Below are 21,721 nucleotides of genomic sequence, written 5' to 3'. Positions count from 1 at the left end.
AAGGTGGCGCGATCCGAAATCGCGGGCGAATATCGTACTCCCGAAGTCACTGGAGGGCAGCAGACAATTGTCGGCAGAGACCTGGGGCCCTTATGAATAAAGGCTCTGCGGGGAAACCGTAAGAAAATGCACGAAAAGGACAATTACCCCGCAAACTGCGGAAACAACGTGGCCAGCGCCTGCTGATCGGTTTCGACGAACGTGCGCAGGCCATCCATCGCGACGACCAGTTGGTGATCAAACATGTCCGCTTCATCCGACAGATCAACGCGGACCGAGGCCTTGAAGGCTGCGAGCGCCTTCTCGCGCGTCACGTCTGCCCCCATCCAGCCCAGACTGCGAATGAACGTGTGCACTTCTTTTTTTCTGTGGGAGAAGCCGTTCAGCATCGACGGCTGAGATTTGAATCGTAGTCATTTCGATATCTCAAAAAAAAAATGGTCCGCCTCTGGTGAGAGCGGACCAATATGGTTGGTGGAACCTACTGAGTGGCCAGTGCGACCACATCGATGACAGCATCGGCCTCGTCGACCAGATCGGGTGTTTGCGAGATGAAGAACTCCCGCTCATACCCTCCCTGGCGCAACACCTCGCGCTTCATTTTCATGAACTCGCGCTTGCGCTCCGGATCAAGCGGGCCATCCGCCTCGTCCGTGAACAACGTCTGGAAGGCGGTGCCGGCGCCCTGCGCGCGATATAGCGCAATACCACGCGTCAGGCATTCGTTGATCCACACCTTCTGCCCGCCGGACATGACCGCGAACTCCTTCTCGCTGTCAGCCTGAGCGTCGTGGACACGAATCTCAAACCCCTCACGCTTATCGCCGTTGGCCAGCTCCGTTTGCGTGTGGATACCGATTGTGAATCGGGGTCCATAGCACGCCAGGAGCAGGTCGTTGACCTTCTTCGTGATTTCAGGGCCTGCATCGTCGATCGACAGCGCAATCACACCGTCATTGCCCAAGGCCTTGCCGAGCAGCTTCCACGACGAAATCTCGTCGGAGATCCGCTCTGCCTTACGCTGCACAACGGGTAGTGCCTCCAGATCAACCAGGAGGCCCTGCCGCTCGGTGCTGAGCGCAGTCTGAGTCCGGATCAGTGCTTCAATCCGGCCTTCGAACTGGGCAATGCGCTCGCGCGAGCTGGCAACCTGACGATCAAAGTCCGCGATCTTTCCGGTAACGTCGGCACTTTGCAGTGACGTAACCTCCCGGTTGATCGTGGCCAACTGATCGTCCGTCGCAACAACGTCGCGCTGGTATCGCTCCTTTCGGGCGGCAGCTTCGGCGTTCAGCTCGACCAGATCACGCTCGGCCTTCGCCAGCGCCTCTTGGGCGTCGTCAAGCAATGGCTTCTGCGCAGCAAGTTCGGTCAGCCGTTGCAACTCCCGTTGGTCGGCCGCCACCTGCCCCTGCAGTGCTCGAAGTGAAGCACGTTGGCCCGCCAACGGCGCGAGCTGCTCATCGAGCGCCGTCTTGAGCTTGAGCTTGTCCCGGTAGCCGGTTCGAAGCTCTGCCAACGAGATCCGCACTTCCGTGAGATCCGTGCTCGCCCTGCGCGCCTGAGCCAGCAATGGGCACGTCGAGTGCATCGGATTGTCCCGGCACGGAACAGACTCAATGACGTCGGCCTGGCCCTTCAGCGACTTTTCAAGGACAGCCTTCGATTCACCTTGACCGGCCATGTTTTGCAATTCGCCGATGATGCGCGATTGGTCAGGCACAACCTTTTCGAGCTGAGCAATCCCCTCTTGCAGCCGAATTGCCTCCGACTGTCGCTGCGTGACGGTCAATTGCAAAGCATCACGCGAGGTTGCGGCCGCCAGGATGGCGGTGCTGCTGGCCAGGATTGCGCGGCGGCTTGAAATGACGGCCCCCAGTTCCTTGGCTTGCGCCTCGGTACGTTGCACGGCAGCCCGTTCGTCGTTGTCAAGCGTTCGGCGCCTTGCTTCCTGGGCCACCTTCTGTTGGCCAAGCTCACGCATGCGCGCTTCTGCTACGGTGCTGCTCGCCTGCTTGGCTGCAAGCGTCGCACGCTCCTGAACCATCTGCGCATTGGCCTCCAGCTCACGATCACGCGCCTGGCGGGTCTCAACCAACGAGGCCTCCGCCTGCTCGATCTCCAAGGAGAGTCGTGCAACACGATCGCGCCGACCAACCAGGCTGGTGATGTTGTGCTGAACGACATCCAAAGCACGGCCGAGGCACTTCGCCACGTCCATAGCCTTGCCCGACAGCTCACGCATCCGCTCCAGACCAAGCAGCTCAGCAAGCAACTTCTTGATTTCAGAGGTCTGGTAGCCAGCAATCGGCCGTCGGTTCTGGGCAGAGAAGACACTGGTGAAGAACGCCTCCGATGATCCGAGGACCGATTCCACACAGCGGTTGTACGTCTCCGCCTTACCGTCAGACAGCGATCCGTCTGCCAGTTGAACCGGTTGCCATACGCCGTCCGAGCCAAGCACAAACAGGTAGTACTCGGCCTTGCGCGTCTTGCCAGAATTACGAAACGCGAACTGTGACCGGTATTGCTGGCCATCGTGCTCCCATTCCAAATCCTTTTCGGCCCGGGTACCCGTGAGGTGGTCCCAGTACGAAAACGCATCGGCCGACATCTTCGATGCATGGCTAGGCATCAGCGGATACGGATGCAGGTTGTCCATGATCGTCGTTTTGCCGGCACCGTTAGGGCCCATCACGGCGATCAGTCCGGTCGGCAGCTCGCGCAGGTCGACCGTCACACTGTCGCGGTGCATCCCATCCAGGATGCCGCGAAAGCCAGACAGGGTCAGTTTGAGAGGTCGCATGGTGCCCCCTCACCGCTGAAGCCAGTCATGTAGTAGTCGCCGGGGATCTCCAGCACCTCACGCGAGTCGTCATACGTGACGACGACGTCGACTTCCGGCTTGCCGGCTAGTGCGCGCTCGAACGAACGCACGGCCGCGAAAAATTGCGTCCGTGCCAGGTCAAGCACCTCCGGAAAGGTGGTGCATGCGGTCAAGGCCTTGAGTTCAGCCTCACTCCACTGGCTGGTGTAGCCGTTGGAGAGGGACCACAGAAGGTTCTGCACCTGGACCGTGGGCGCCACGGTAAAAACCGTGCGCTCACCGTCCGTTTCGACAGCCATGACGAGCATGTGGCCGCGCGTGGCGATCACCGCGCCACGACCATGACCGAACGGCTGGAACAGCATCGCACGAGTGAATTCGTGCTTGCCCACCAACCGCGCGGCCAACTCGGAGGCCGGCAGATCGGCTTCAAAGCAACGGGTCCACTGGGAACCTGCGGGATAGAGAATCATGATGCACTCCAAAAATTGGGCGAAGCGCATCCCCAACGGGTTGTGCGCCCGTCCGGGTTCAAAGGAATAGGTACTGCTGGTCGATGCGTCGTAGACGCGGGGAAAACCGAGTTTCGACAGCCCCGAAGGCTGTCGGAACGTGGCTCACACGTTCAAGGGTTGGGCGGCATCTGCCGCGAAAAGGTCATCGGTCAGCCAATCCAACGACGATTGGTTCTGAACTTGGTCAGCGTCCTGCCAGGCCGGCTGAACTGTCACCGGCTCAGCCGTGGCGGACGCCACCGTTTCACCGTTGTCGGCAGCAGACCCGCTCTCCAACGAGGCGACCACTCGATCCGCGATGTCTTGCGGCTCCAGTGCCTCCAGGATGGACAGGCGCTCCAGCAACGCGTCCGGCTTCACGTCGGTCAAACCGCACCAACGCTGAACCTTCTCACCGAGAGTCGCCGCGCGGCTGATGCCCTCCGCACGGCTTCTGACGGCAGGCAACACACGCGGATCCAGCTTCAGCTCCGCGGCGCCGGCGAACAGCGTGCGGATGGCCTCGCGGTCGACCAGCTGGCGATGCTCCTCGTCAATGGTCCAGCGAACGCGCACGAACTTGTCCTGCGTTTGCTCGGCGATGTTGGCCAGGCGCTCCATATCCGGCGGGCCGTCGAAATCGACACAGACCGTTTCGCGCGCCGGCGTTTCCACCTGCACCGCTTCGGCCCGGCCCGGCTTGATCTGCCAGCTCAGGTAGCCCTTCTTGCCCTTTTCGCCGTAGTGGAAGCACCCGATGGAACCGGCGTAACCGACCAGCCGGCCTTCGCGTTCCCACAACTGCATCGCATGGATATGTCCCAGCATGAAGGCATCGCACTCGGCTTCGAACAGCGCGCCGAGCGAGAACTCATGGTCGAACCCGGCCATCGGTACGCCGTGCTCGGTGTAGCAGCCATTGACCGTTCCATGCGACACACCGATGGTTCGGATGCCTTTGGACCGCAACAGCCGATTCACCTTGCCGGCGGCACCCAGGAATACCGTCAGATGCTCGCCCACCGCGGTTGCCGCATCCATGGCGCCCACGATGCCCGCCAGCACAGCCTTGTTGACGGTCGGAACGCAGGTGAACACAGCAGAGGGTGTGCCCTCCTGCAGCAGCGTTTCCAGCTCTTCGACGGTGAACAGCGGGCCGGCCGATGGCAGGAACGTCGATCCGACGAGCGCAACCTGGTGAATGCGATCGGCGACGTAGACGGGGTGGCGGCTACCGATCAGCCGGAACAGGTCCAGCGTGCCCGGCGGCTCATGCGAGAAGGTCCCCTGCAGCATGAGGACCGGCATGTGGCCCGACAGCGCATGAATGCGCTCGGCAAGCACCCGCAGTGCCGGCGTGTGCGCGTCGAGCCGATGATCGGTTGCGTCACCGGAAACGATACCCACATGGCAACCACGCGCGACCGCATCTTCCACGGCGAAACCGAAGCATCGGTCCGCTTCCACCAACCGCTCAGTCGAATAGTGCAGGTCGGAAAAATGACCCACGTGAAGGCTTTCGCCATCGTTGGGCATGCTCACCTCCTATGGAATAGCCGCAACCAGAACGGTCACAGCAACAGAAAAGAAAAACGGCGTCGGGGGAACTCTCGACGCCGCACGTTGATGCTACGACCAGGCGCCAAGCCGGCGCAGGTCAAGCTGAGAACAGACTGCCATCGAACTCCGCTTTCACCTTCTCGCGGAAGGCGGGAGGAGACACGAGAGCCACACCCATCTCATCGATCAGCGCTCGCATGTCCTGCTCGCGCTTGGTCCAGCCCTTGCCAAACTTGGAGTGTGCGTACACGCGCAAATGCTCGCGCGTTTCCTGCCCCTCCATGCCCAGCGCCACGATGAGACGTTCAAACTGCTCGGCGATAGAGCCGCCGACAGGCGGCTCGCTCTGCGCTCCTGGCTGACCACCCTCCTCGCCTGACGTTGGCGTGGCAGTGGCGGCCGGCTCGGTCGTCGGGTGCTCCAGCAGGGCAACCGTCTGCGTACCCACCTCGATCGCAGCACCAATATGGTCAGCGCCATCCAGCAGCGCGCCCAGGTCGATTTCGGCATCCAGCGTGGTGAGCCATTGTTTCTGGCGTACCGGCAAGCCGTTATCGTCGATGCGGGAAATCTCCACTTCCTGCTTGGAGAGCCAGAACCTGGTGCCGACCAGACGGCCGCCGCGCGCAATCGCCACAGTCTGCATGGCCGCATGGGCCTTCTGCAGGACGTAGATCGAATTGGTGGGCAACTCAATCAAGCCAAGGCCTCGAATGTCAAGGATCGCAAATAGGAAGCTGGCCGTGAGGTTGCAGTGTCGGTCCTGGTATTGCGGGCAGACCTGCGGGTCGCATACGCCATCGGGAATGGCGTCGTCCTGGCGCAGGATGATGGTGCGGCCGCCGAAGATGCGCTTTGCACGCCTGGCGCGGTCACTGCGCTCGACAGGTGCGTACGTCTTGCATTGACGAAGACCATCCGCCCCGTACTGCGACCAGAACACCTTTCCCGTGCCGTTGAATACCGCCAGCTCGTTGGGGATGTTGCGCAACCAGTCGTCGAACGCAAAGACGACCGGAAAGCGCCAGAGCTTGAGGCCGTCACCGCGATCCTCCCCGTATCGGGTCAGGATCTCTTCCGCGATGGCAGGATTCGTGAAATCACTGCCACGACACGTGAAGTACGGCGTATTGCGGGGGATGAGGGCGTAGCTCAGGCCGGTTTTTCGTTCGATCTCGGAACCGATGTCCTCGAACGAGAGCCCTTGGGCGAGAAGCGCGTCGTGAATCTGGACGGCTTGGGGATTCTCCCTGGCCTTCTTGGTGAGGACCTTGATGCCAGGGCGGATCTTTCCAATGACGGGCGGCCGCAGGGGCCGCTCCTCAATTATGCTGCGCGGGGTCGCGAAGCCTGGGTGGGTTGGGATTGCGTGCATGAAACGCTCCTGTTGTTCAGGTACTGAACGACTTTGGAACGAAGGGTCTCAGCACGGTCCCCAAGATGCAGGGCGGCGTCGGCCCCGCGTTGGGTCGTTACTTCGTTGAGATATGCCGCTCGCGCGGCGTCGGAAAGGCTGGCAACGTGCGCCGCCTCGCAAAAATTTTTCCAGCTGTACGGCTGGTCCTTGTACTTCGGTCGACGGGCGTGGATCAGTTCGGCGATCTGCGCCTTGATCTGGGATTGCAACGTCATTTCGAGTGCCATGGTCAGCTCCTCCGTGTGGGGTCTCTCACTTAAAAGCAAAAAAAGCCCGCTCCGGTAACCGGAAGCGGGCTTCTTGTGAGAAACCTGCTGCCACGCCCCTTTCGGGGGCGTGGCTCACAGGGAGCGTCGTGCCAATGCACTTCGCTCAGGGGGGAGAACGTAAAGTCGTTCTCGTGCAGCATGTTCACGCCGCACAACAACCCATTTAGGACTTTCGTCCACCGCAGGTTCACGGATCAGTCGACGACAACCGTCCTGCACCCGGAGGCGCTGGAGAGAGAGACCACACATTTCCGGGGCTCAGACGGTGTTCACAGGCATGACCTAGGGTCATACACACGGGAACGCGTATTACGGCTGATAGATGGGGAGTGTCTGGCTAAGCACTCATCACAAGGGGGGATTTCCACACCAGTTGCCAACTGGTCGGCGCATGCGCAAGGCACGACTTTTTTAAGGAGATGGACTCGCTAGGGAGTCAGTTCGATGCGTCGATGACGCGAGGAGTGATTGCAGTATGCACCAGACAATCCATTAGGAATCCCGGAAAGCTCGCCAAAATAGCGTGGCTTTTGTAAGCAGCCACCGTGTTCACGTGCCGGAAAATTTCGAGTGAGAGATGAGATACCACACATGAACCATGGTCGCTGCCCAACACCCCCAGGAACTTGAGGCGCCATTAGGCGCGCCACAGCCGAGTACATCCAACTCCGGACTCAAGCCGATCGCGCGGCTGGTCGGAGAAAACAGGATTAAGCGGATCGTCCCCGAGACGGCCGCCAGTGCTCAAGTCACCTATTCCTCTGTGTACGTTCGCGATTTCCTGCGCTCCGCGTACAACTTCTGCTCTTCCAAGTTCTCAGTCGCCAGGTCAGGCAAGACCCGAGCGCTCGACGAAAAATTCCGCGAAGCCGAGCTTTGGTTCGAAAAAGCCATCGCGTGGCACGCGAACAAAAGCCAAACCCCCATCCCCATCGAGACCGATACCGTTGAGGTCCAGGTCACACATCCGCTGTCTGGGCGCCTCATTCGCCTCCTGAACCAGCACGACAGGCTGTTCGCGCTCGCCATCTTCGCCCGCGTCGCCAACTCCATATCGGCGCTCGAATTCGAGGGCACGATGAAAGTGGCCGGCAGCAAGATCGCTTCAATCCACCAGAGCTGCATCCCCGACAACGACCGTTTCGCTGCTGACGGCGCACAAGACGGCGACACCCCTGCGGGATAGCCAACCACACCACCCAACGCACCCATCGGGATGGCAGCCGGCATGGCGCCATATCCGACCTAGCAGCCAACACGGCGCCCGAAACAGTGGCCGGTACGAAGGCCAGAGGGGATTGTCGTCCCGCGCGAAGGCATCGCGGACCGAATAAACGACCTCTCAGGCGCCCCCCTCACCCCAACCGCTGGAGAGAGCCATGGATATTCGCGAAATCTACCGATTGCACCAGCAGTACTCGCACTCCCCTGTCACGATCGACATGGGCACGGCGGAAGATCATGCGGCCGCACCGGCCCTTACCTACGCCGCCGGCGGCAAGCGCCGGTGGGACCAGCACAAGCCTGCCTTGAAGGTTACTGCGATCTGCTGCGCGTTCATCGTGCTGGCCACGATTGCTGGCCTGGGGCTTGGGGACCTGTACGCCAAGAAGGGCCGGGCGGGTTCGGCGGCAGCGGCCGGGCCCGAGCAAGTCACGCACGCAGTACAGACGCAAGCGCCGGCCGCCCCTGCCTCGGCGCCGGAACCTGCAGTCGCCGCAAACCAAGCCACGCCGGCAGCCATCGGAAGCTCGACGCCCTCAGCGCCGGTTGCAGCATCTGTCACGGCCGCGCCCACTGCACCGGTGGCTCAACCACAGCGAGCCGCCCTTTCCGCAGCCGAGGTGGCGCCCCGCGAGCGCGTTCCTGCGCCGGAGAAGGTCGAAACAGCCCCGGCTCAGCCCGCTGCTCGGCGTACCGAGCGCACCGCACCCGATCAAGCCCCTGTTACGCGGCCCGCGCCGGCACCCCAACCAACCGCCACGGCACCGCGCGCCGCTACACCACCGGCACGCACCACGGAAGCGAATCGTCCGTCCGGCGACGTGAAGATGTTCTGAGGAGCAAACCATGAAAGAGCAGATGGAAATCAGCATCATCAACGAGGGCATGGCGATTCACGGCAATGTCGACATGGACCATGGCGGCTCCATCCTGGGTCTCGTCAATGGCAACGTCGTCTCGTCAGGCGGCCTTCTCCACATCGGCCCGGCCGCCGTCATCAAGGGGTCGGTCACCGGGCAGTTCGTATTGATCCAGGGCGCAGTCGAAGGCGACGTCAATGCCCAGGTCTCTCTCAAGGTGGAAGGTGCGGTCAAAGGCGAGATCCGCTACGCCGGCACGATTCGGCTCGGCCCGCACGCCAACCTGGAGGGTCGCATCACGCGCATTCCGCGCCTTTCAGCGGCGGCGCCCGCGCCTCCTGTCGAAGATGCGCTCGAATCGAGTACCTGACGCTGGCCTCTCGCCACAGCATGGCGGCAATGCGAAATCGACACGACGCAAACACCATGAAAATCACCGACGGCGTGATGGATCGACACGAGATGCCGCGCTTCCAGCTCTTTGGCTGTCTGACCAGCCGCACCAACAAACCCAACTGACAGGTCGATCATGCACCTTGCATCCAGATACGCCGCCCTCATTCCGGTCGCCGCACTCTGCCTTGGCTTGGCCGCCTGCAGCGACAAGACAACCGATACAGCCAAGCAGATCAACCGGGAGATCGAGACAACCAAGACCATCTCCGACCCGGTTTCTGCTCTGGCCAAGCTCGATCCGCTGCAGGGTAGTGGTCGAGATGCCCTGACTGGTTGCGAAGTCGTCTGTGGCGATATTGTGCAAGCCATGGCCAACCTGGACGACGCACGCACGGCGCGGATCAAGCAAGCGATGGACCGGCTCACGCCGGCAAAGCTGGCGGAATACTTCGAGGGCGACTCGATGCTGCCCCTACGCGACGACATGGCGCCCCGCATTCTCGCGGCGGCCCAGGCTTCCACGGGTACCGCAGTCAATAGTCGGCTCCTGCGTGTTGCTGGCCAGATCGTGCGCGATGGAAAATACGTGATTCGTAGCTCCGACAAGGCGGCAGAGTTGTTCGCGCGCGCCTGGTTGGCGGGCGACCCGACCGCAGCGGCGAACAACGCGCAGCTCTACGATTCGTTGCATGACCTGAACAACGCCTACCTTTGGGCGTTACGCTGCCGAGCCGAGTGCCATCCTGATGACGGCTACCGCCCGGTCAACGCGGAATCGCTACGCAGCCGCCTATCCACGGCGGCGATCCGGCAGGCCGAACAGGCGGCACTCGACCCCACCGTGCTGTCTCTCGCTGGGCGCTAGGGGAACCACCATGCGCAAGATCTCGACCCTGACCGTTGCCCTCGTGCTTTTGAGCGCGGCACAGGTCGCAGACGCCGGCCGCGGTGGCGCTGGCGGTAGCTCGACAGCAAGTCGTAGTGCCGGAGGCATTTCGCGGTCTGCCGGCGCCAGCAAGCCCGGCACCTACCGACCAGCGACCAACAGCCTTGCGCAGACTAGCACGCCAGGCGCGCGGGCGCGCGGCACACGCCGCAGTCTGCTGGAAGGTGGCGCACAGCCCTCCGCTCATTTGGCGCAGGTTATCCGCGAGCGTGAAAGCAGCGGCCCGGGATGGCTTGGCACCGCGTTCCTGGTGGCGCTGCTCAGCCGCCACGATCTCTCCGACAGTGACCGCCACTGGCTGCAGGCCAAGATCGACGCGCTCGCCGACGACGAGGCTGATGACCAATCTGGTCTCGAACCCCCGCTCGTACCCACTGTCACGTTCCTGTATGCCGGCCTGCAGGGCAATTTCATGACCGGTCGCGGGTCTACGATCCGCGTGACTGCGCACGGGACGCCTGTGAATCCGATTCCGGTGAGTTGCACCATGCCCGAGGCACGCATCAGCACGGAAGGACCCGCTGCGGTGATCGTCTGGGAACCGCGCGCGCCAGCGGCCTATGTGCTCACATGCCAAGCGGGCGGGCAGCGCGATCGACGCCTGCTCAAGGCCGGGTAGCAACCTGGCGCCGGATGGACTCGTCCTACAAGACACACCGTACATCGCTCCGTGCATCGTTTTTTGCTCGGAAAACAGGGCCAGTCGGAATATCGTGTTGAACAAATCATTGGAGACGCCGTGGAACCCGTGAGCACCTTGATCGACTGGATTGATTGTCGTGAACGCAAGCCTTCCCCGCCTGAAACACCCTATAAGGAGTACCTGGTCTGGGTGGTGCAGTTGCTACCGAATGCCGCCGGCGGCATGTACTTGCTGCAATTCAGCCGTGAACGCAACGACTGGATGCCGCTACCGTATGGTCCTGCCGGTGCACCCATGGTCGTCACGCACTACAGTGAAGTTCTTGACGTATTGGGTTCCCCTGACCCCAAACCCTATGGCCCTCGAGGGCGTGAGTACCTTTGAGGCGGGCGCTGCCGCACTTGCTCTTCAGGATAGAAAAAGAAAAAGGGGGCACTTGGCCCCCTTGGTTTGCACCCCCACCATCGGGTGGGTTCTGACACACGCGTTTACCGCGTTCAGGATAAATCCACAGAAAGCCGCTTCGCGCATCAGCCCTTTCGCCATGCCTAGCGCAAATCAGGCCGCTGGTCCGGGCACCAGGATGAGCGTGTGCAACTCTTCAGCCGTGAACAGCCGGCTGATCGAGATCCAGGGCCGGCGCTCTGCGTCGCCATCACCATAGAAGGACACAAACGGTACGTGTCCATCCATGAGGCAGTGGAAGCGCCGCTTCGCGCTGCCGCCCTGCTCGATCTCGAAATCCGCGCCGTGCTGCAGTTCGAAGATCACTGATCCCTGTCGATACTGCACCGGCTGGCCATCGCGGCCACCGGCCGCGCCGATCAGTGCGGATTCGAACCAGTCGTCAAACCCGAGATCCGTACCACCCTCTTCTACAGCCTGTTTCCAGCGGCCAATCCACCCGAGGTCGGCCGCGCGAGGAAGAGACTCGATGTCGATCGGCTCTTCTTTGTCCATCATGATGTTGCTCCTCCGGGCACAGGACTAGATATGTCGAGTGCCACAAAAATTTTGATCGATTTCGGCACGCGGTCAAATTGGGCGGAACACCCACCAACCGATGCCGGAGCAAAGAAATGCCCCGGGATGGCCCGGGGCAATGGTCAGACGATGACCTCGATGCAATCGCCGAATGGCGGGGTATGGATTCTGCGCAACGGTGTGGTTGAGGCCCACAGCACCGGATACTCCGGCGGCACTTCGGGGAACGTGCCATACATGTCCGTCAGATAGGCGAGAAACGCCGGCCGAAAGCCCTGTTCCTCCACCCACTCGAACGGCGGTGCGAAGCAGGTACCGCCGCCGCCTTTCACAGGCGCCAGTTCAAGCGCATCACCGGGCTCGAACACCTGCACCTGCGTGACACGCGCGTCACAGTCGATGACGATCAGCCGCGATGGCTTCACTTCATCGAAAACGCGGTGGATCTCGGATGCGAACTGGCGTTGCGTTTCATCGAACACCGAGCCACTCGAATCGCGCACAAACACGGCGTCCCCCACCCGCCGGCTATGAAGCGCCGGCAAATAGAGACCAAGGTGCGTGAAGCGGCGGTTCGGTATCGACCAGCTGTAGTCGGCTTGGGCCGACTCGCTTGCAAAGCGCGCGAGGGCCGCACGCCAATCGACCGCCGGCGTAACCAGTTGGTCAACCACGGTCTGCAGATCCGCACCGAACTTGCCGCGCATCTTGGCCACCTGCGCAGCCTTCATCGCCGCGACTTTCCACTGCGTCTCCGTCGAGGCCTGGTCATTGCCGCGATCCTTGCGGATGTCGCCGGGCTCATACGTCGGGCTGCCGTCGGCGTTGCCACCTTCGGCAGCGCCCTGCCCTTGTGCCGCATCGGATGCGTTCGGGTCGCGCGATGGCAGCCCAGCGCCCGTACCGCGAGCGCCCTGGGCCTGAGGCTCTTGGGGAGCCTCAGGTGGCCGTTCCTGGCGGAGCACCGCATAAATCTCCTCTGCTGACTTGCCAGTGAAGCGTTCCTCCAGCAGTGCGCCTTTCGGGAGCTTCAAGTTGGCAGCGAGCACAACCGGATTGACCGCATAGTCACAGGCCGCGTTCCACAGCTTCTGATCGCGATTGCCACGCCGCCAGCAATGCCCGCTGGCGGGGTGCAGCACCTCATGAGCGAGACACCCACGCAGTTCAAGATCGTCCAAGGTGGCCACGAACTGCGCGTTGTAGCCAAGCGCCCGGCCGTCAACCCAGAACGTGTGGCACGTGGGGTCTTCGACAGGCTTCAGACGAAGCGCCAGCGCCCCGAAGAAAGGGTGGTTCAGCACCAGTTGACCACGCTGCTTGATGATCCGTTCGAGCATGGCCACACCTCACGAGGCAAGGAGGAAACTGAGCGCAGACGAATCGCCAAGTGCCGGTGCTGCCGGCGTGCTGAGCGCGCCGGTCATGTACACCGCCATCTGCGCCTCGATCTCCATCGCCTTCTCCGCCACCTTCTGGCGAAGATCGGCCGAATCCTTCAATTCGGCGCCCGTGTAGCAAGCCAGGTGATTGCGCGTCTCGTTCAGGATGTCCGTCAATGCCGGATCCTGTGTGAAGTTCAACGTCGGAAGCAGGTCACACAGTTCGCGCACCTTGTCGACAACGCCCAGCCGGACGTTGCGTCCCGCGTACAGACGGTTGGCGAAGTGCTGCACAGCGTCGTAGAGGCGGCCGACGATGTCTTCGTTGGCCGTCTTGACCGCGCTGAACACCCGCTCGTCCATATCCGCCTTGATGCCGTCCAGCACGTTGGCCGGCAAGTTGATGCCGAACTGGCTTGCGTCCGGAAACGGCAAGGGAGACAGGCGTATACCGAACTTGGTCGACAGCGCTTCGAGGGTCGGGTAGTCCGCCTCGGTATAGAGCCCGTTGAGAGCACCCTTGGCCTGCTCCTTCAACGCTGGGTATTCGGCGAGAAAGGCTGACGTGGCTTCACGGAACTCGTCTTGAAACTCGCGCAGCCGGTCAGCGACCTTTAGGTAAACAGCCGTGGGCAGCAAACGCACGCCAAGCTGGTCGTATTCGAGGGTGTGCGCATTGAAGAAGGCACGTGCTTGCGTGGCGATGCTGCACACGCTCTTGTAAGAAATGGCATCGTCGGTCAGGAGCTTCTTGTTGAAGCGCCCGATGTCTTTGGTGGCGTGGTTCTTTTCCACCTCTTCCGTGGCGCGGGTATCGAAGCGACGTGCGCGCCAAACGGAGATGCCAAGGGATGCGAGCATGACACGCTCGTGAACGTTGAGGATGTTCATGGAAATAGCCTCTTGAAATGAAAAGCGGCGAGCCAAAGCTCGCCGCATGGGATGTACTGCTTGAAAGGGAACCGGTTTACCGGCCGTCCATCGCGGCACCGATCCAGCCGGATTGCGCTGCAATGAAAGCCGGCACGGAAACGATAGACTCGTCACGGCGGATCGCGTCGCTGATCATCATCGTTGCGCAGTCACCGTCACCGCCCGCTTGCATGCGGTCGGCGTAGACGAGGACGCGATCGATGTTCGCGACCGTGGTTTGACTCGCAACTGCCGTCGCAATCCCGATGCGCGCCGAGGGCTCCTCCGGGATGGAGGCAGTGTCCGGCGCAAACAGAACGCTTGCCACAGAGGGGAGACTGCGAAAGGTCTCGCGAAACGCCTGGAACTCGGTCGCGGCACCAGCGCCGACAGCACCGGTGAACACGATTGCTTCCAAGCCAGCTGGCACCACGGGCATCTGCTTCCCAACCGCGCCCCAGCCTCGCGGCGACGGCAGGTTCTCGATATCACGCGTGCGCTCCTTCGCCACCAGCAGATCCGGCTTGAAGCGCAGGAACGCGATCAGTTCAGCGGGAAGCTGCGACTTCACAGCCCATGCCGCCCAGGCATCAACGTTTGGCACAAGCTCGACGATGGTCGCAAACCGCGACTTCACCGGATCGAGAATGCCAGACACGCCGGCGTTGTCGGTCCGGCGATTCGTCGCCGCCAAGAACGTCACATGCTCGGGAAGCTTGTGCTCGCCGATGCGGCGCGCGAGCAGCAGTTGCATCTTGGCGGCTTGAACCGCCTGAGACGCTTGACCGAGGTCGTCGAAGAACCAGACCAACGGCTCTTTCGCGTGTAACACCCTCTCCAGATCCCCGAACGGCAGGAACCTGGCGGATTGGCCATCCGCGCCGGGGAACGGCAGGCCCTTGGAGTCTGTCGGGTCCTCGACCACCGGATGCGAGATCAGCAGGTCGTAGCCGGCGCGCTCTGCAGCCGCGGCTGCGATGTCGGATTTCCCGACACCTGGCGCGCCAGTCACGAGCACGGGCAGGTGTGCCGGAATGTAGGCAGCCAACAGGGTCTCCAGTTGCGACGGGGAAACCTGATTGGTGAGGGGCGTAACTTGATCGGTAAGGGTATTGTCCATGGGGTATCACTTGACGAAAACCCACGGAATCCACGCCCACAGGGAGTAGACCCCTGTGGGATGGTTGAAGAAACGGCCGATGCTGCCGGCGTTGGATCGATGCGTCGGAGACGCGAGGAAAAACAGTGTTTGGGTTGGCTCAGGCCAGTCCGAACAGCGCTTTTCAGCAAGGAGAGGTTAGCAGGTTGCGCGGCGCGGCGCCACACGCGCAAGGGGGTAGAAACGGCCGCCCTGCCCCCGTGATGGAGGGGCAGGGACTGGCGCGTGAAAGAGATTGGCGTCAGGCGTACGCCGGCACACGCTCTGCCGGTGTACTCAAGCAAGCGCGTGCATAGTCCAGGGTGCCGTCCTTCACCTTCAGTGGCCTGCCCAGGTCGCGCTTCGGATCGACGAAGAGGTAGCTGACAGCATTGCCGCGCCGCGAAGGAACAATCTGCGAGAAGCCTTCCGCGATGCACAGGTCGACGTACTGCTTGCCGGTCATGACCTGCCCACCGCCGACGGAATAGCGTACCGACTCAGCAGTCTTCTTTGCCTGCTCCATGGCCTCAATGCGGCGCTTCTCCGCCTTGGCCTCGGCCGCATGCTGCTCCCACACGTCCTGCTCCTGCTGGGCGAACCCGCACATGCTGAAGATGGCGCGCCGGCGCGCTGCTCCCGTTACCGTCAGCAGGTTGACCCCGATGACTTCACGAATGGCGCGCTTGCTCGATTTGTTGTTGGGCTGGTCCAGAATCTCGAGCAGCCCAGCGACATTACGCTCCAACAACAGCGAGGCAATCATGTTGCCGTAGTGGTAGTTTCTGCAATTGCGTTGGCGCTCGGCCATCATCATCTGCAGCTCGAAACGGCGCTTCGAAAGGTTACCGTCCTCCCGCTCCTGCCGAAGCCGCGCCACCGTCTTCTCATACACGCTCTCGTTGACGCACTCCGTCACGCGCTTGGCCAACGGCGAAAGCGGCTCTGCGTCAGGCCCCTCTGCGAGCTGAAGTGTCGGCGCCGTGAGTGGGCCGAGGATCTTCGCGTCGTAGAACGCGTCGTCGATGTCGATATAGGAGCTACCGACCGGCAAGGCCCGAACGATGGCGAGCAGCTTCGACACGTTTTGCTCGGTCATCGCCATCTTCTCGCGTCTGAGCACATCACACAGGTCCCGCAGCGTCTCCGCCGGCAGCGCGCCGCGTAGCACTGGGAACTCAATGAGAGCGTTCAGCCATTCCAAGCCGTGAGGGATCGCCGTGCTCGTGTGACGGTAGAAGTTGAGGATGCAATCCTTGACGCGCTCGCCACGTTGTAGCGCGTAGGCGACGTGCCATTCATGCCCCTTGCACGCCCCTCCGCCCGGATAGGCGTGTGGCCCGCCTGTTCCGAAGCCAAACCGGCGAAGTAGCTCGTCCGTGATGAAGCGCTGCGGACTCTCGACTTGGAACTCCGAGAAAAGCGAGCCCTCCTTCAGGCGTTCAGGATCGATCAGGTATTCGCTCTCGTAGGCCAGCGCGCTTGCGGCAAGGACAGCTTCCCAGGATTCAAAGCTGACCTCGTAGGGCCGCAGCAGCTTGCCGTCCGGTTTCAGGATGATCCGCTCGACTTCGGTGATCACGTGCAAGAGGATCTCGTGCACCGTGCCGTCGGGACGCAGCCCGATTCGGCCGCGTGGCAGACCAACGACGGGGATTGGACCATTTTCGACGGTATGTACAGTGAACGAGTCCGCGGTGAATTTGCGCGGAATCGATTTGTCGGCGTTCAGGAGGGCCAAGACGCCGGCCATCGTTGTGCGGGTCTCGGTCTTCGTATGGTTGATGGTGATGATGTACATGAACGTTGCTCCAATAAGGACTGGGGCAACGCGCCCCACCGGGGCGATTGCCCCTGGTGGGATGGAAGGAATTGAAGGCCGCGCGTCAGTGCGACTTGCGGCGCCTCTTTGTCGCGGCAGCAGCGTCGACACGCATCGCGACGACTTGGCCGATCAGTTGCTCGTCGGCAATGCGCCAGATGGGGAACGTCGCATAGCCGCTGCGAATGACGCGCCCGGTATCAGCAAACGCGCCCGTGTGCAGCAGTGCTTGGCACATATCCTGCGGCACCAGCCCCGAAGAAAATGCAAACTCGTCGTCTGCGAGCGGAGCGTGCCGGATGTTGGTGGACAACGAGGCATAGCGCAGACCGTCGTCCGCCGCGTGCAGATGAACTGCGACGTGCATATCCGTGTAGAGCTGCACGGCGATCGTCACGCCCGCTGGGAATGATGCCAAGCCGGCACCGACGACTTGATGGCCCATGGAGAACTCCTTGTTGTACGCGGAGTGCCCCATCGGGGACGCACCCCGCGTGGGTTGTTGGATGAAATGGTGATGCGGCGGCGTCAATGACTGACGACCATCCTGCGACTTGAGGTGGAGATTTAATCGTCAGCCTGGTGCCAATTGCTCTCGCGCTCCTTTGCGACTGCAACAGCCTCTTCAAGCGTCGGCACGGCTTCACCGTAATGCACGTCGCAATCTCCGCCTTGGTACGAGACTTCCAGCCCCGGGAGGTAGCCTGCTGGCGACTGCGCAACGCTCGCGCGTGTTTCGCGCAGACCGTCAAAGTCCATTCGCCACCTGCCAAACCAAACGGTCGGTGGGTGACGCTCGGCGTATTCGTCATCTTCCTTTCCCTGCCGGCGGCCATCGCGAAAGTGCATCTCAAGCGAGCCGCCATCGGCTACAAAGACCGGAATGCGGTCGCTATCGATGGCCTGCATTCCTGCAAGTTCTGCCGCCCATTCGGCACGCTCCTGCAGCTCCCGGCTGCCGATCGGGTCAACCGACGACAAGACGCGCGAGAGCGACATGAGAACGCTTGCCCCGAGGGGGTCAAGCTTACAGTTGTATGCCAACGCCTGGCATTCGGGTGAACGGATTGAAATCATGGTTGAGCCTCCTTAAGAGGGCTTTTGCCGCTTCGGCCAAAGCCGAAACGGACAAAAAAACGCACCCACGAATGGGTGCGTCATTTGGTGTGGCTGGCTGGGCCAGCGTCGAGCAATCGCTAGTCGTTGTTGAGCTGACGACCACGTCGGTCGGCCCACAGCAGATATGCCGCGATCAATGTCGTGACGACAGCGGCGAACATTCCGAGCGTCATGGTCAGTCTCCTTTGGACAAAACAGCGCCTACTACAAATAGTACAACAGTGACGGCGATCAACGTAGCGACATCGGACACGGCACCCAGCGTCCAAGCGCGACTGCCACTGAAATAGCTGGCAGCACCGATCAGCGCCGCGGCCGACAGCGTATGAGCGAAACGACCGTACTGCTGGCGCTGATCGCGCGTTGGCGCGAGAAGTGCGCTTCGCACCACGCTCCACAACGACTTGCGCGCCCGGCCCTTGCGGTTCAAGCGAAACGTCGCCGCTTCGACGTGCACGAGCGGCATTTCGTAGCCATCCTCGGCAGCAACGAGGACGTACGCCTCGCCTGCGGCCTTGGCCGACTCGATCTGCTGCACCAACCGGTTGGGCAACACGACAACATCGGTGTCAGCCTGGATGGCTGCCCTTCCAGATGTCTCGTCCCCGCTGGTCGAGCGCAGAATGACCTTGATGAGTTTGGACATGGCGGCCTCGCTTTAGCCACGGCGGCCGGCAACGAATCGCAGGTTGGCCAGAAGCTGGCTGTAACCTTCCGGCGATGCCAGCGACTCCAGGCAGACGGCGTTGTTGCGGCCGCCGCCAAGATCGTGACGGCCGGCGCAGGTGCGATAGCGGACCAACACCTTCGGGTCCGCCGGCGCGTGCGAGATTTCGAAGTACAGCGCGTCGGTGTGCAGCGCGAAGACGTCGACCAGGCGGCGACGCTGGCGACGCGTGCGGATCGAATATTCCCGTTGACGCAGCGCCAGGTCATTGGCGACGCGACGCAGAACGCGTGAAGCATCACGTTGCAGGATTGCGCCGGCGGCCGTGTTCGACGGGCAGCGGCTTCGGGTAAAGGATTGAGGAATCTTCATCGTTGGTGTCCTATGAAAGAGTGCGGTACACCAACCCCAGCGGGACGGTGTCCCGCGATGGGTATGGTCTGGGCATGCCAGACAAAGCTCGATGCGTCGGTGACGCGATCAAAAGCGCTTGCCCAACTGTTGGCAGTTGGGCAAGCCCTCTCGGGCTTGCTATGGGATGGAGCGCCGCGGACTAGCGCTGGAGCTGCGGCAGCGGAACACGCGCGGTGACGCGCAACAGCCCCTTGCGTTCGGGCAGAGGTTTCTCCGGGTGTGCGTCATCGAAGAACACCACCACTCGGTGATCCTGATCGACATACCCGAAGCGAAAGCCCGGGACGCAGCTGGAACCCGAGAGAGCGTCGCTCGCCTCGCCGGGATTTGGGTACTTCGAGGAAGTGCAGCGGATGAGATTTTGTTCGCTCATGATGGGTCGGCTAGACGGGCAGTACTGCCGCCTCGCGTTGCAAGAATTGTTGGCCCGCCTCCCGGATCAACTCCGTCGTGATGCCCTGCATGTAGCTGGGAATCAGGAACGGAACGATCGAGGGATGCGAACTGAATTCGAAGAAGAAGACGGTGGAACAGCGGCCACGCGTCAGGTGGCTGAAGACTTCCAGCGTCCGGTGATCCCGACGATAGACAGCCAGATCGTCTGTGGTTGGGGTGGCCATTGAGTGGAGGGGGAGCAGCGTTGGCAGCGCCAACAGGGCGGTGACCGCCTTGCGGCGGCCACCAAGAGGATCAGCGGGTCAGGCGAAAGCCCGCCGCGCTGGAGATCATGTACAGACGCTCCCGAGCCACAAACTGCTGCGTGGCATCCTGGGTAACGACCAACGTTCGCCCAGCATCCGTGCGAACGATGACTTCTACGCCCGGGCGCTTGTTCAGCACCTGGGAGACTTGCTGCGTGATCACACCGCCCACGGCGCCGGAGACTGCGCCGGCGACATAGCGGCCATTGCCGTTACCGATGGAACGGCCACCGAGGAATGCGCTGATGCCTGCCCCGATGAGACCGGGCATGCCGCTTGATGCGGACATGTAGCCATCGTCACCAGTGATCGTGACATTGCGAACGCGAACAACAGTGACCTGCTCGGCATCACCGCGGCGCATGACTTCCATGCCGCGGTAGACGTCGGGCGAGCTCTATTGAAGAGCGCATCCAGATGCTAGAACGCAGAAGGCGACGAGAGCAGCGGAGAAAAAGGACTTGAACATGATGGGCCTCGAAAAAAACGGGCCCATCACACCTACGGGCGTGAGGGCCCGTAAGGGGGGGAGAAGAGATACCAGCCAAAGACTGGTGTGAATCGATGCGCCTAAGACGCGGAAAGCAAGGGCATCGTAGCAGCTTGCTTTGGCGCCGGAAAGGGGCCGTCGACACGCATTTTGAAAAACTCGCAGCATCCCCGAAAAGGCACCGGCCGGCTACCCCCTTTCGGGTCCGACTGTTGCCTTCACAGCGGCAACGATCAGATCAGGCGTCCGAGGCTTTCCCTCTATCGCTCTTGATTCGGGTCCTGTCGAAGCCCTTTCAACGGCTCCATGCCGAAGGCATGGAGAAGCGATCCGTCCACGGCCAAAGCGAGTGGAGTGAGTCCGTACAGCACTGCGACACACGCGATGGCTGCGCACGCGGTCTCGACGTACCTGCCATCATCCAGCAGCGGCAGGATGGTCCGCATCCCGATAATCGCGAAGCCACCAGCCCCGCATATCGCGGCGCCGAGTGCGATCAGCTTGCAGAACAAGCGCACGAACCACTCGCCGAGCTGCATTTCAACGTGCTCACGCATTATCCGTTCTTCCGATCAACCTTCCGCCTTACCGTCTGCCACCATCCAGGCCATGGCAACCAGCAAAGCGATCAGCGTTGAAACCCACCAGTACGAACTAAACGAATAGCGATCAACCTGCATCCACAAAAGACTACCAACCGCATCAACTAACCCCGGCAGCGCATATTTTGCATTCATCGTCGTTGTCCTATTTCGTCAGCCCGCGCGGTGCCGGCGTCTTTCCTTCGCACTTATCACTGGTCCTGTAGGCCGCCACCTTGCGAATGTGCTTGCTCCCGCTGGGGCGATGCCCGGTCTGGTGAGGCAACGGCTCTGTCGGGAAAGGAAGCACTTCGCGGCAATGCTTGCAGCTATAGCCGTTGCCGTGTTCACACAGCGGCGAGAGTGGTTCGTCCCAGTGTGGCGGCCGGCGACTCGGCATGTTTCTTTCTACCGCCCAATGAGAAGGTCACGCAGATGCTGTTCCTGCTCTTGCCGGTCGAGCACGGACTGCGGAAAGTTCTCTTTCAGCCCCAGCCAGATCCGGCCAAGGTCGTCTGCGTAGGAATGGAGTCCTTCGGAACGAACCTGTTCAATGAACATCATCAGGTCCATCATCGACTTTCCAACCTTGGGGCCCTGCGCGACCAGCACCTTGCCTGCCTTCATCGCCTGCACCGCAGACGCCCAGTCCGCACACCCTGCCCGGCGCGCAAATGCATCGCACGGATGCACGATCTTGGCGCCTGGCCCGAACATCGCTTCAACCAAGTCGGTCGGCTTCGACAAATCCACTTTGAACGGTGCTGCGACAGGCTGGCTGGCCAGGTGCCCCAGCAGGTGCTGCGGATCGGTACTGTTGTTCGCAATTGACATGGTCTGTTTCCTTCTACCGGCGCAGCCGGCGTTTTTCCTAT

At 61.7% G+C, this 21,721-nt stretch carries 27 protein-coding genes; 6 read left to right on the top strand and 21 right to left on the bottom strand.

From position 1 onward, the window contains the following. Window positions 1-143: 143 nt before the first annotated feature. The 6 genes from BEK68_RS21355 to BEK68_RS21330 form a co-directional block, all read right to left on the bottom strand. A complete protein-coding gene (locus BEK68_RS21355) occupies window positions 144-356 on the bottom strand; it encodes a hypothetical protein (protein WP_068768265.1) in 213 nt (70 codons plus the stop codon). 125 nt (window positions 357-481) lie between these two features. Next, the gene (locus BEK68_RS21350) at window positions 482-2,806 is read right to left on the bottom strand and encodes an AAA family ATPase (RefSeq protein WP_012435717.1); all 2,325 of its coding nucleotides are present in this window, start codon (window positions 2,804-2,806) and stop codon (window positions 482-484) included. Further along, a complete protein-coding gene (locus tag BEK68_RS21345) occupies window positions 2,788-3,300 on the bottom strand; it encodes a hypothetical protein (protein WP_012435716.1) in 513 nt (170 codons plus the stop codon). The genes BEK68_RS21350 and BEK68_RS21345 overlap by 19 nt, the downstream gene beginning before the upstream one ends. A gap of 144 nt (window positions 3,301-3,444) precedes the next feature. Beyond that, window positions 3,445-4,857: a metallophosphoesterase family protein gene (locus BEK68_RS21340; protein ID WP_012435715.1), complete on the bottom strand. Its 1,413-nt coding sequence runs from the start codon at window positions 4,855-4,857 to the stop codon at window positions 3,445-3,447. 121 nt (window positions 4,858-4,978) lie between these two features. Then, window positions 4,979-6,256: a hypothetical protein gene (locus BEK68_RS21335; RefSeq protein ID WP_012435714.1), complete on the bottom strand. Its 1,278-nt coding sequence runs from the start codon at window positions 6,254-6,256 to the stop codon at window positions 4,979-4,981. Next, complete coding sequence (locus BEK68_RS21330; RefSeq protein ID WP_012435713.1) at window positions 6,208-6,525, bottom strand: DUF7696 family protein; 318 nt, start codon at window positions 6,523-6,525, stop codon at window positions 6,208-6,210. The genes BEK68_RS21335 and BEK68_RS21330 overlap by 49 nt, the downstream gene beginning before the upstream one ends. Window positions 6,526-7,165: 640 nt before the next feature. On the opposite strand from BEK68_RS21330, the gene BEK68_RS21325 reads away from it, so the two are divergent. The 6 genes from BEK68_RS21325 (at window position 7,166) to BEK68_RS25205 (ending at window position 11,020) form a co-directional block, all read left to right on the top strand. Then, window positions 7,166-7,753, top strand: a complete 588-nt coding sequence (locus tag BEK68_RS21325) for a hypothetical protein (RefSeq protein WP_012435712.1) — start codon at window positions 7,166-7,168, stop codon at window positions 7,751-7,753. 193 nt (window positions 7,754-7,946) lie between these two features. Next, window positions 7,947-8,627 carry a hypothetical protein gene (locus BEK68_RS21320; protein ID WP_012435711.1) on the top strand — a complete coding sequence of 227 codons (681 nt, stop codon included), beginning with the start codon at window positions 7,947-7,949 and terminating at the stop codon, window positions 8,625-8,627. A 10-nt stretch (window positions 8,628-8,637) separates the two neighbouring features. Next, complete coding sequence (locus BEK68_RS21315; RefSeq protein ID WP_012435710.1) at window positions 8,638-9,021, top strand: bactofilin family protein; 384 nt, start codon at window positions 8,638-8,640, stop codon at window positions 9,019-9,021. Window positions 9,022-9,180: 159 nt separating this feature from the next. Next, window positions 9,181-9,912, top strand: a complete 732-nt coding sequence (locus tag BEK68_RS21310; RefSeq protein ID WP_012435708.1) for a hypothetical protein — start codon at window positions 9,181-9,183, stop codon at window positions 9,910-9,912. 10 nt (window positions 9,913-9,922) lie between these two features. Next, a complete protein-coding gene (locus BEK68_RS21305; RefSeq protein WP_012435707.1) occupies window positions 9,923-10,612 on the top strand; it encodes a hypothetical protein in 690 nt (229 codons plus the stop codon). Window positions 10,613-10,741: 129 nt separating this feature from the next. Next, window positions 10,742-11,020 (top strand): hypothetical protein, encoded by a 279-nt coding sequence (locus BEK68_RS25205; RefSeq protein WP_231887671.1) that lies wholly within the window; start codon window positions 10,742-10,744, stop codon window positions 11,018-11,020. Window positions 11,021-11,194: 174 nt separating this feature from the next. Here the strand turns inward: BEK68_RS25205 and BEK68_RS21300 are convergent, their stop codons facing one another. The 15 genes from BEK68_RS21300 to BEK68_RS21235 form a co-directional block, all read right to left on the bottom strand. Continuing rightward, the gene (locus BEK68_RS21300) at window positions 11,195-11,599 is read right to left on the bottom strand and encodes a hypothetical protein (RefSeq protein WP_021197377.1); all 405 of its coding nucleotides are present in this window, start codon (window positions 11,597-11,599) and stop codon (window positions 11,195-11,197) included. A 143-nt stretch (window positions 11,600-11,742) separates the two neighbouring features. Further along, window positions 11,743-12,960 carry a vWA domain-containing protein gene (locus BEK68_RS21295; RefSeq protein ID WP_012435703.1) on the bottom strand — a complete coding sequence of 406 codons (1,218 nt, stop codon included), beginning with the start codon at window positions 12,958-12,960 and terminating at the stop codon, window positions 11,743-11,745. A 9-nt stretch (window positions 12,961-12,969) separates the two neighbouring features. Beyond that, on the bottom strand, window positions 12,970-13,893 hold the full coding sequence (locus BEK68_RS21290; RefSeq protein ID WP_012435702.1) for a hypothetical protein: 924 nt from the start codon (window positions 13,891-13,893) through the stop codon (window positions 12,970-12,972). A gap of 76 nt (window positions 13,894-13,969) precedes the next feature. Continuing rightward, a complete protein-coding gene (locus BEK68_RS21285; RefSeq protein ID WP_012435701.1) occupies window positions 13,970-15,034 on the bottom strand; it encodes an ATP-binding protein in 1,065 nt (354 codons plus the stop codon). 280 nt (window positions 15,035-15,314) lie between these two features. Next, entirely contained in the window at window positions 15,315-16,853 is a 1,539-nt protein-coding gene (locus BEK68_RS21280; protein ID WP_012435700.1) for a hypothetical protein, read from the bottom strand. 85 nt (window positions 16,854-16,938) lie between these two features. Next, the gene (locus BEK68_RS21275) at window positions 16,939-17,319 is read right to left on the bottom strand and encodes a hypothetical protein (protein WP_012435699.1); all 381 of its coding nucleotides are present in this window, start codon (window positions 17,317-17,319) and stop codon (window positions 16,939-16,941) included. 122 nt (window positions 17,320-17,441) lie between these two features. Continuing rightward, window positions 17,442-17,873: a hypothetical protein gene (locus BEK68_RS21270; RefSeq protein WP_021197375.1), complete on the bottom strand. Its 432-nt coding sequence runs from the start codon at window positions 17,871-17,873 to the stop codon at window positions 17,442-17,444. 295 nt (window positions 17,874-18,168) lie between these two features. Continuing rightward, window positions 18,169-18,639, bottom strand: a complete 471-nt coding sequence (locus tag BEK68_RS21265; protein WP_012435696.1) for a hypothetical protein — start codon at window positions 18,637-18,639, stop codon at window positions 18,169-18,171. A gap of 12 nt (window positions 18,640-18,651) precedes the next feature. Further along, on the bottom strand, window positions 18,652-19,032 hold the full coding sequence (locus tag BEK68_RS21260; protein WP_012435695.1) for a hypothetical protein: 381 nt from the start codon (window positions 19,030-19,032) through the stop codon (window positions 18,652-18,654). A gap of 181 nt (window positions 19,033-19,213) precedes the next feature. Next, complete coding sequence (locus BEK68_RS21255) at window positions 19,214-19,447, bottom strand: hypothetical protein (RefSeq protein WP_012435694.1); 234 nt, start codon at window positions 19,445-19,447, stop codon at window positions 19,214-19,216. 10 nt (window positions 19,448-19,457) lie between these two features. Then, window positions 19,458-19,694 (bottom strand): hypothetical protein, encoded by a 237-nt coding sequence (locus BEK68_RS21250; protein ID WP_012435693.1) that lies wholly within the window; start codon window positions 19,692-19,694, stop codon window positions 19,458-19,460. 70 nt (window positions 19,695-19,764) lie between these two features. Continuing rightward, the gene (locus BEK68_RS21245) at window positions 19,765-20,064 is read right to left on the bottom strand and encodes a glycine zipper 2TM domain-containing protein (protein ID WP_225694730.1); all 300 of its coding nucleotides are present in this window, start codon (window positions 20,062-20,064) and stop codon (window positions 19,765-19,767) included. 461 nt (window positions 20,065-20,525) lie between these two features. Continuing rightward, on the bottom strand, window positions 20,526-20,822 hold the full coding sequence (locus BEK68_RS21240; protein WP_012435691.1) for a hypothetical protein: 297 nt from the start codon (window positions 20,820-20,822) through the stop codon (window positions 20,526-20,528). A 15-nt stretch (window positions 20,823-20,837) separates the two neighbouring features. Next, window positions 20,838-21,002 carry a hypothetical protein gene (locus tag BEK68_RS25860; RefSeq protein WP_012435690.1) on the bottom strand — a complete coding sequence of 55 codons (165 nt, stop codon included), beginning with the start codon at window positions 21,000-21,002 and terminating at the stop codon, window positions 20,838-20,840. Between the two features lie 252 nt (window positions 21,003-21,254). Then, window positions 21,255-21,680 carry a hypothetical protein gene (locus BEK68_RS21235; RefSeq protein WP_012435688.1) on the bottom strand — a complete coding sequence of 142 codons (426 nt, stop codon included), beginning with the start codon at window positions 21,678-21,680 and terminating at the stop codon, window positions 21,255-21,257. Window positions 21,681-21,721 lie beyond the last annotated feature (41 nt).

The sequence above is a fragment of the Ralstonia pickettii genome (assembly GCF_001699815.1).
Classification (GTDB): domain Bacteria; phylum Pseudomonadota; class Gammaproteobacteria; order Burkholderiales; family Burkholderiaceae; genus Ralstonia; species Ralstonia thomasii.
This window is presented reverse-complemented; position numbering and strand designations above follow the sequence as displayed.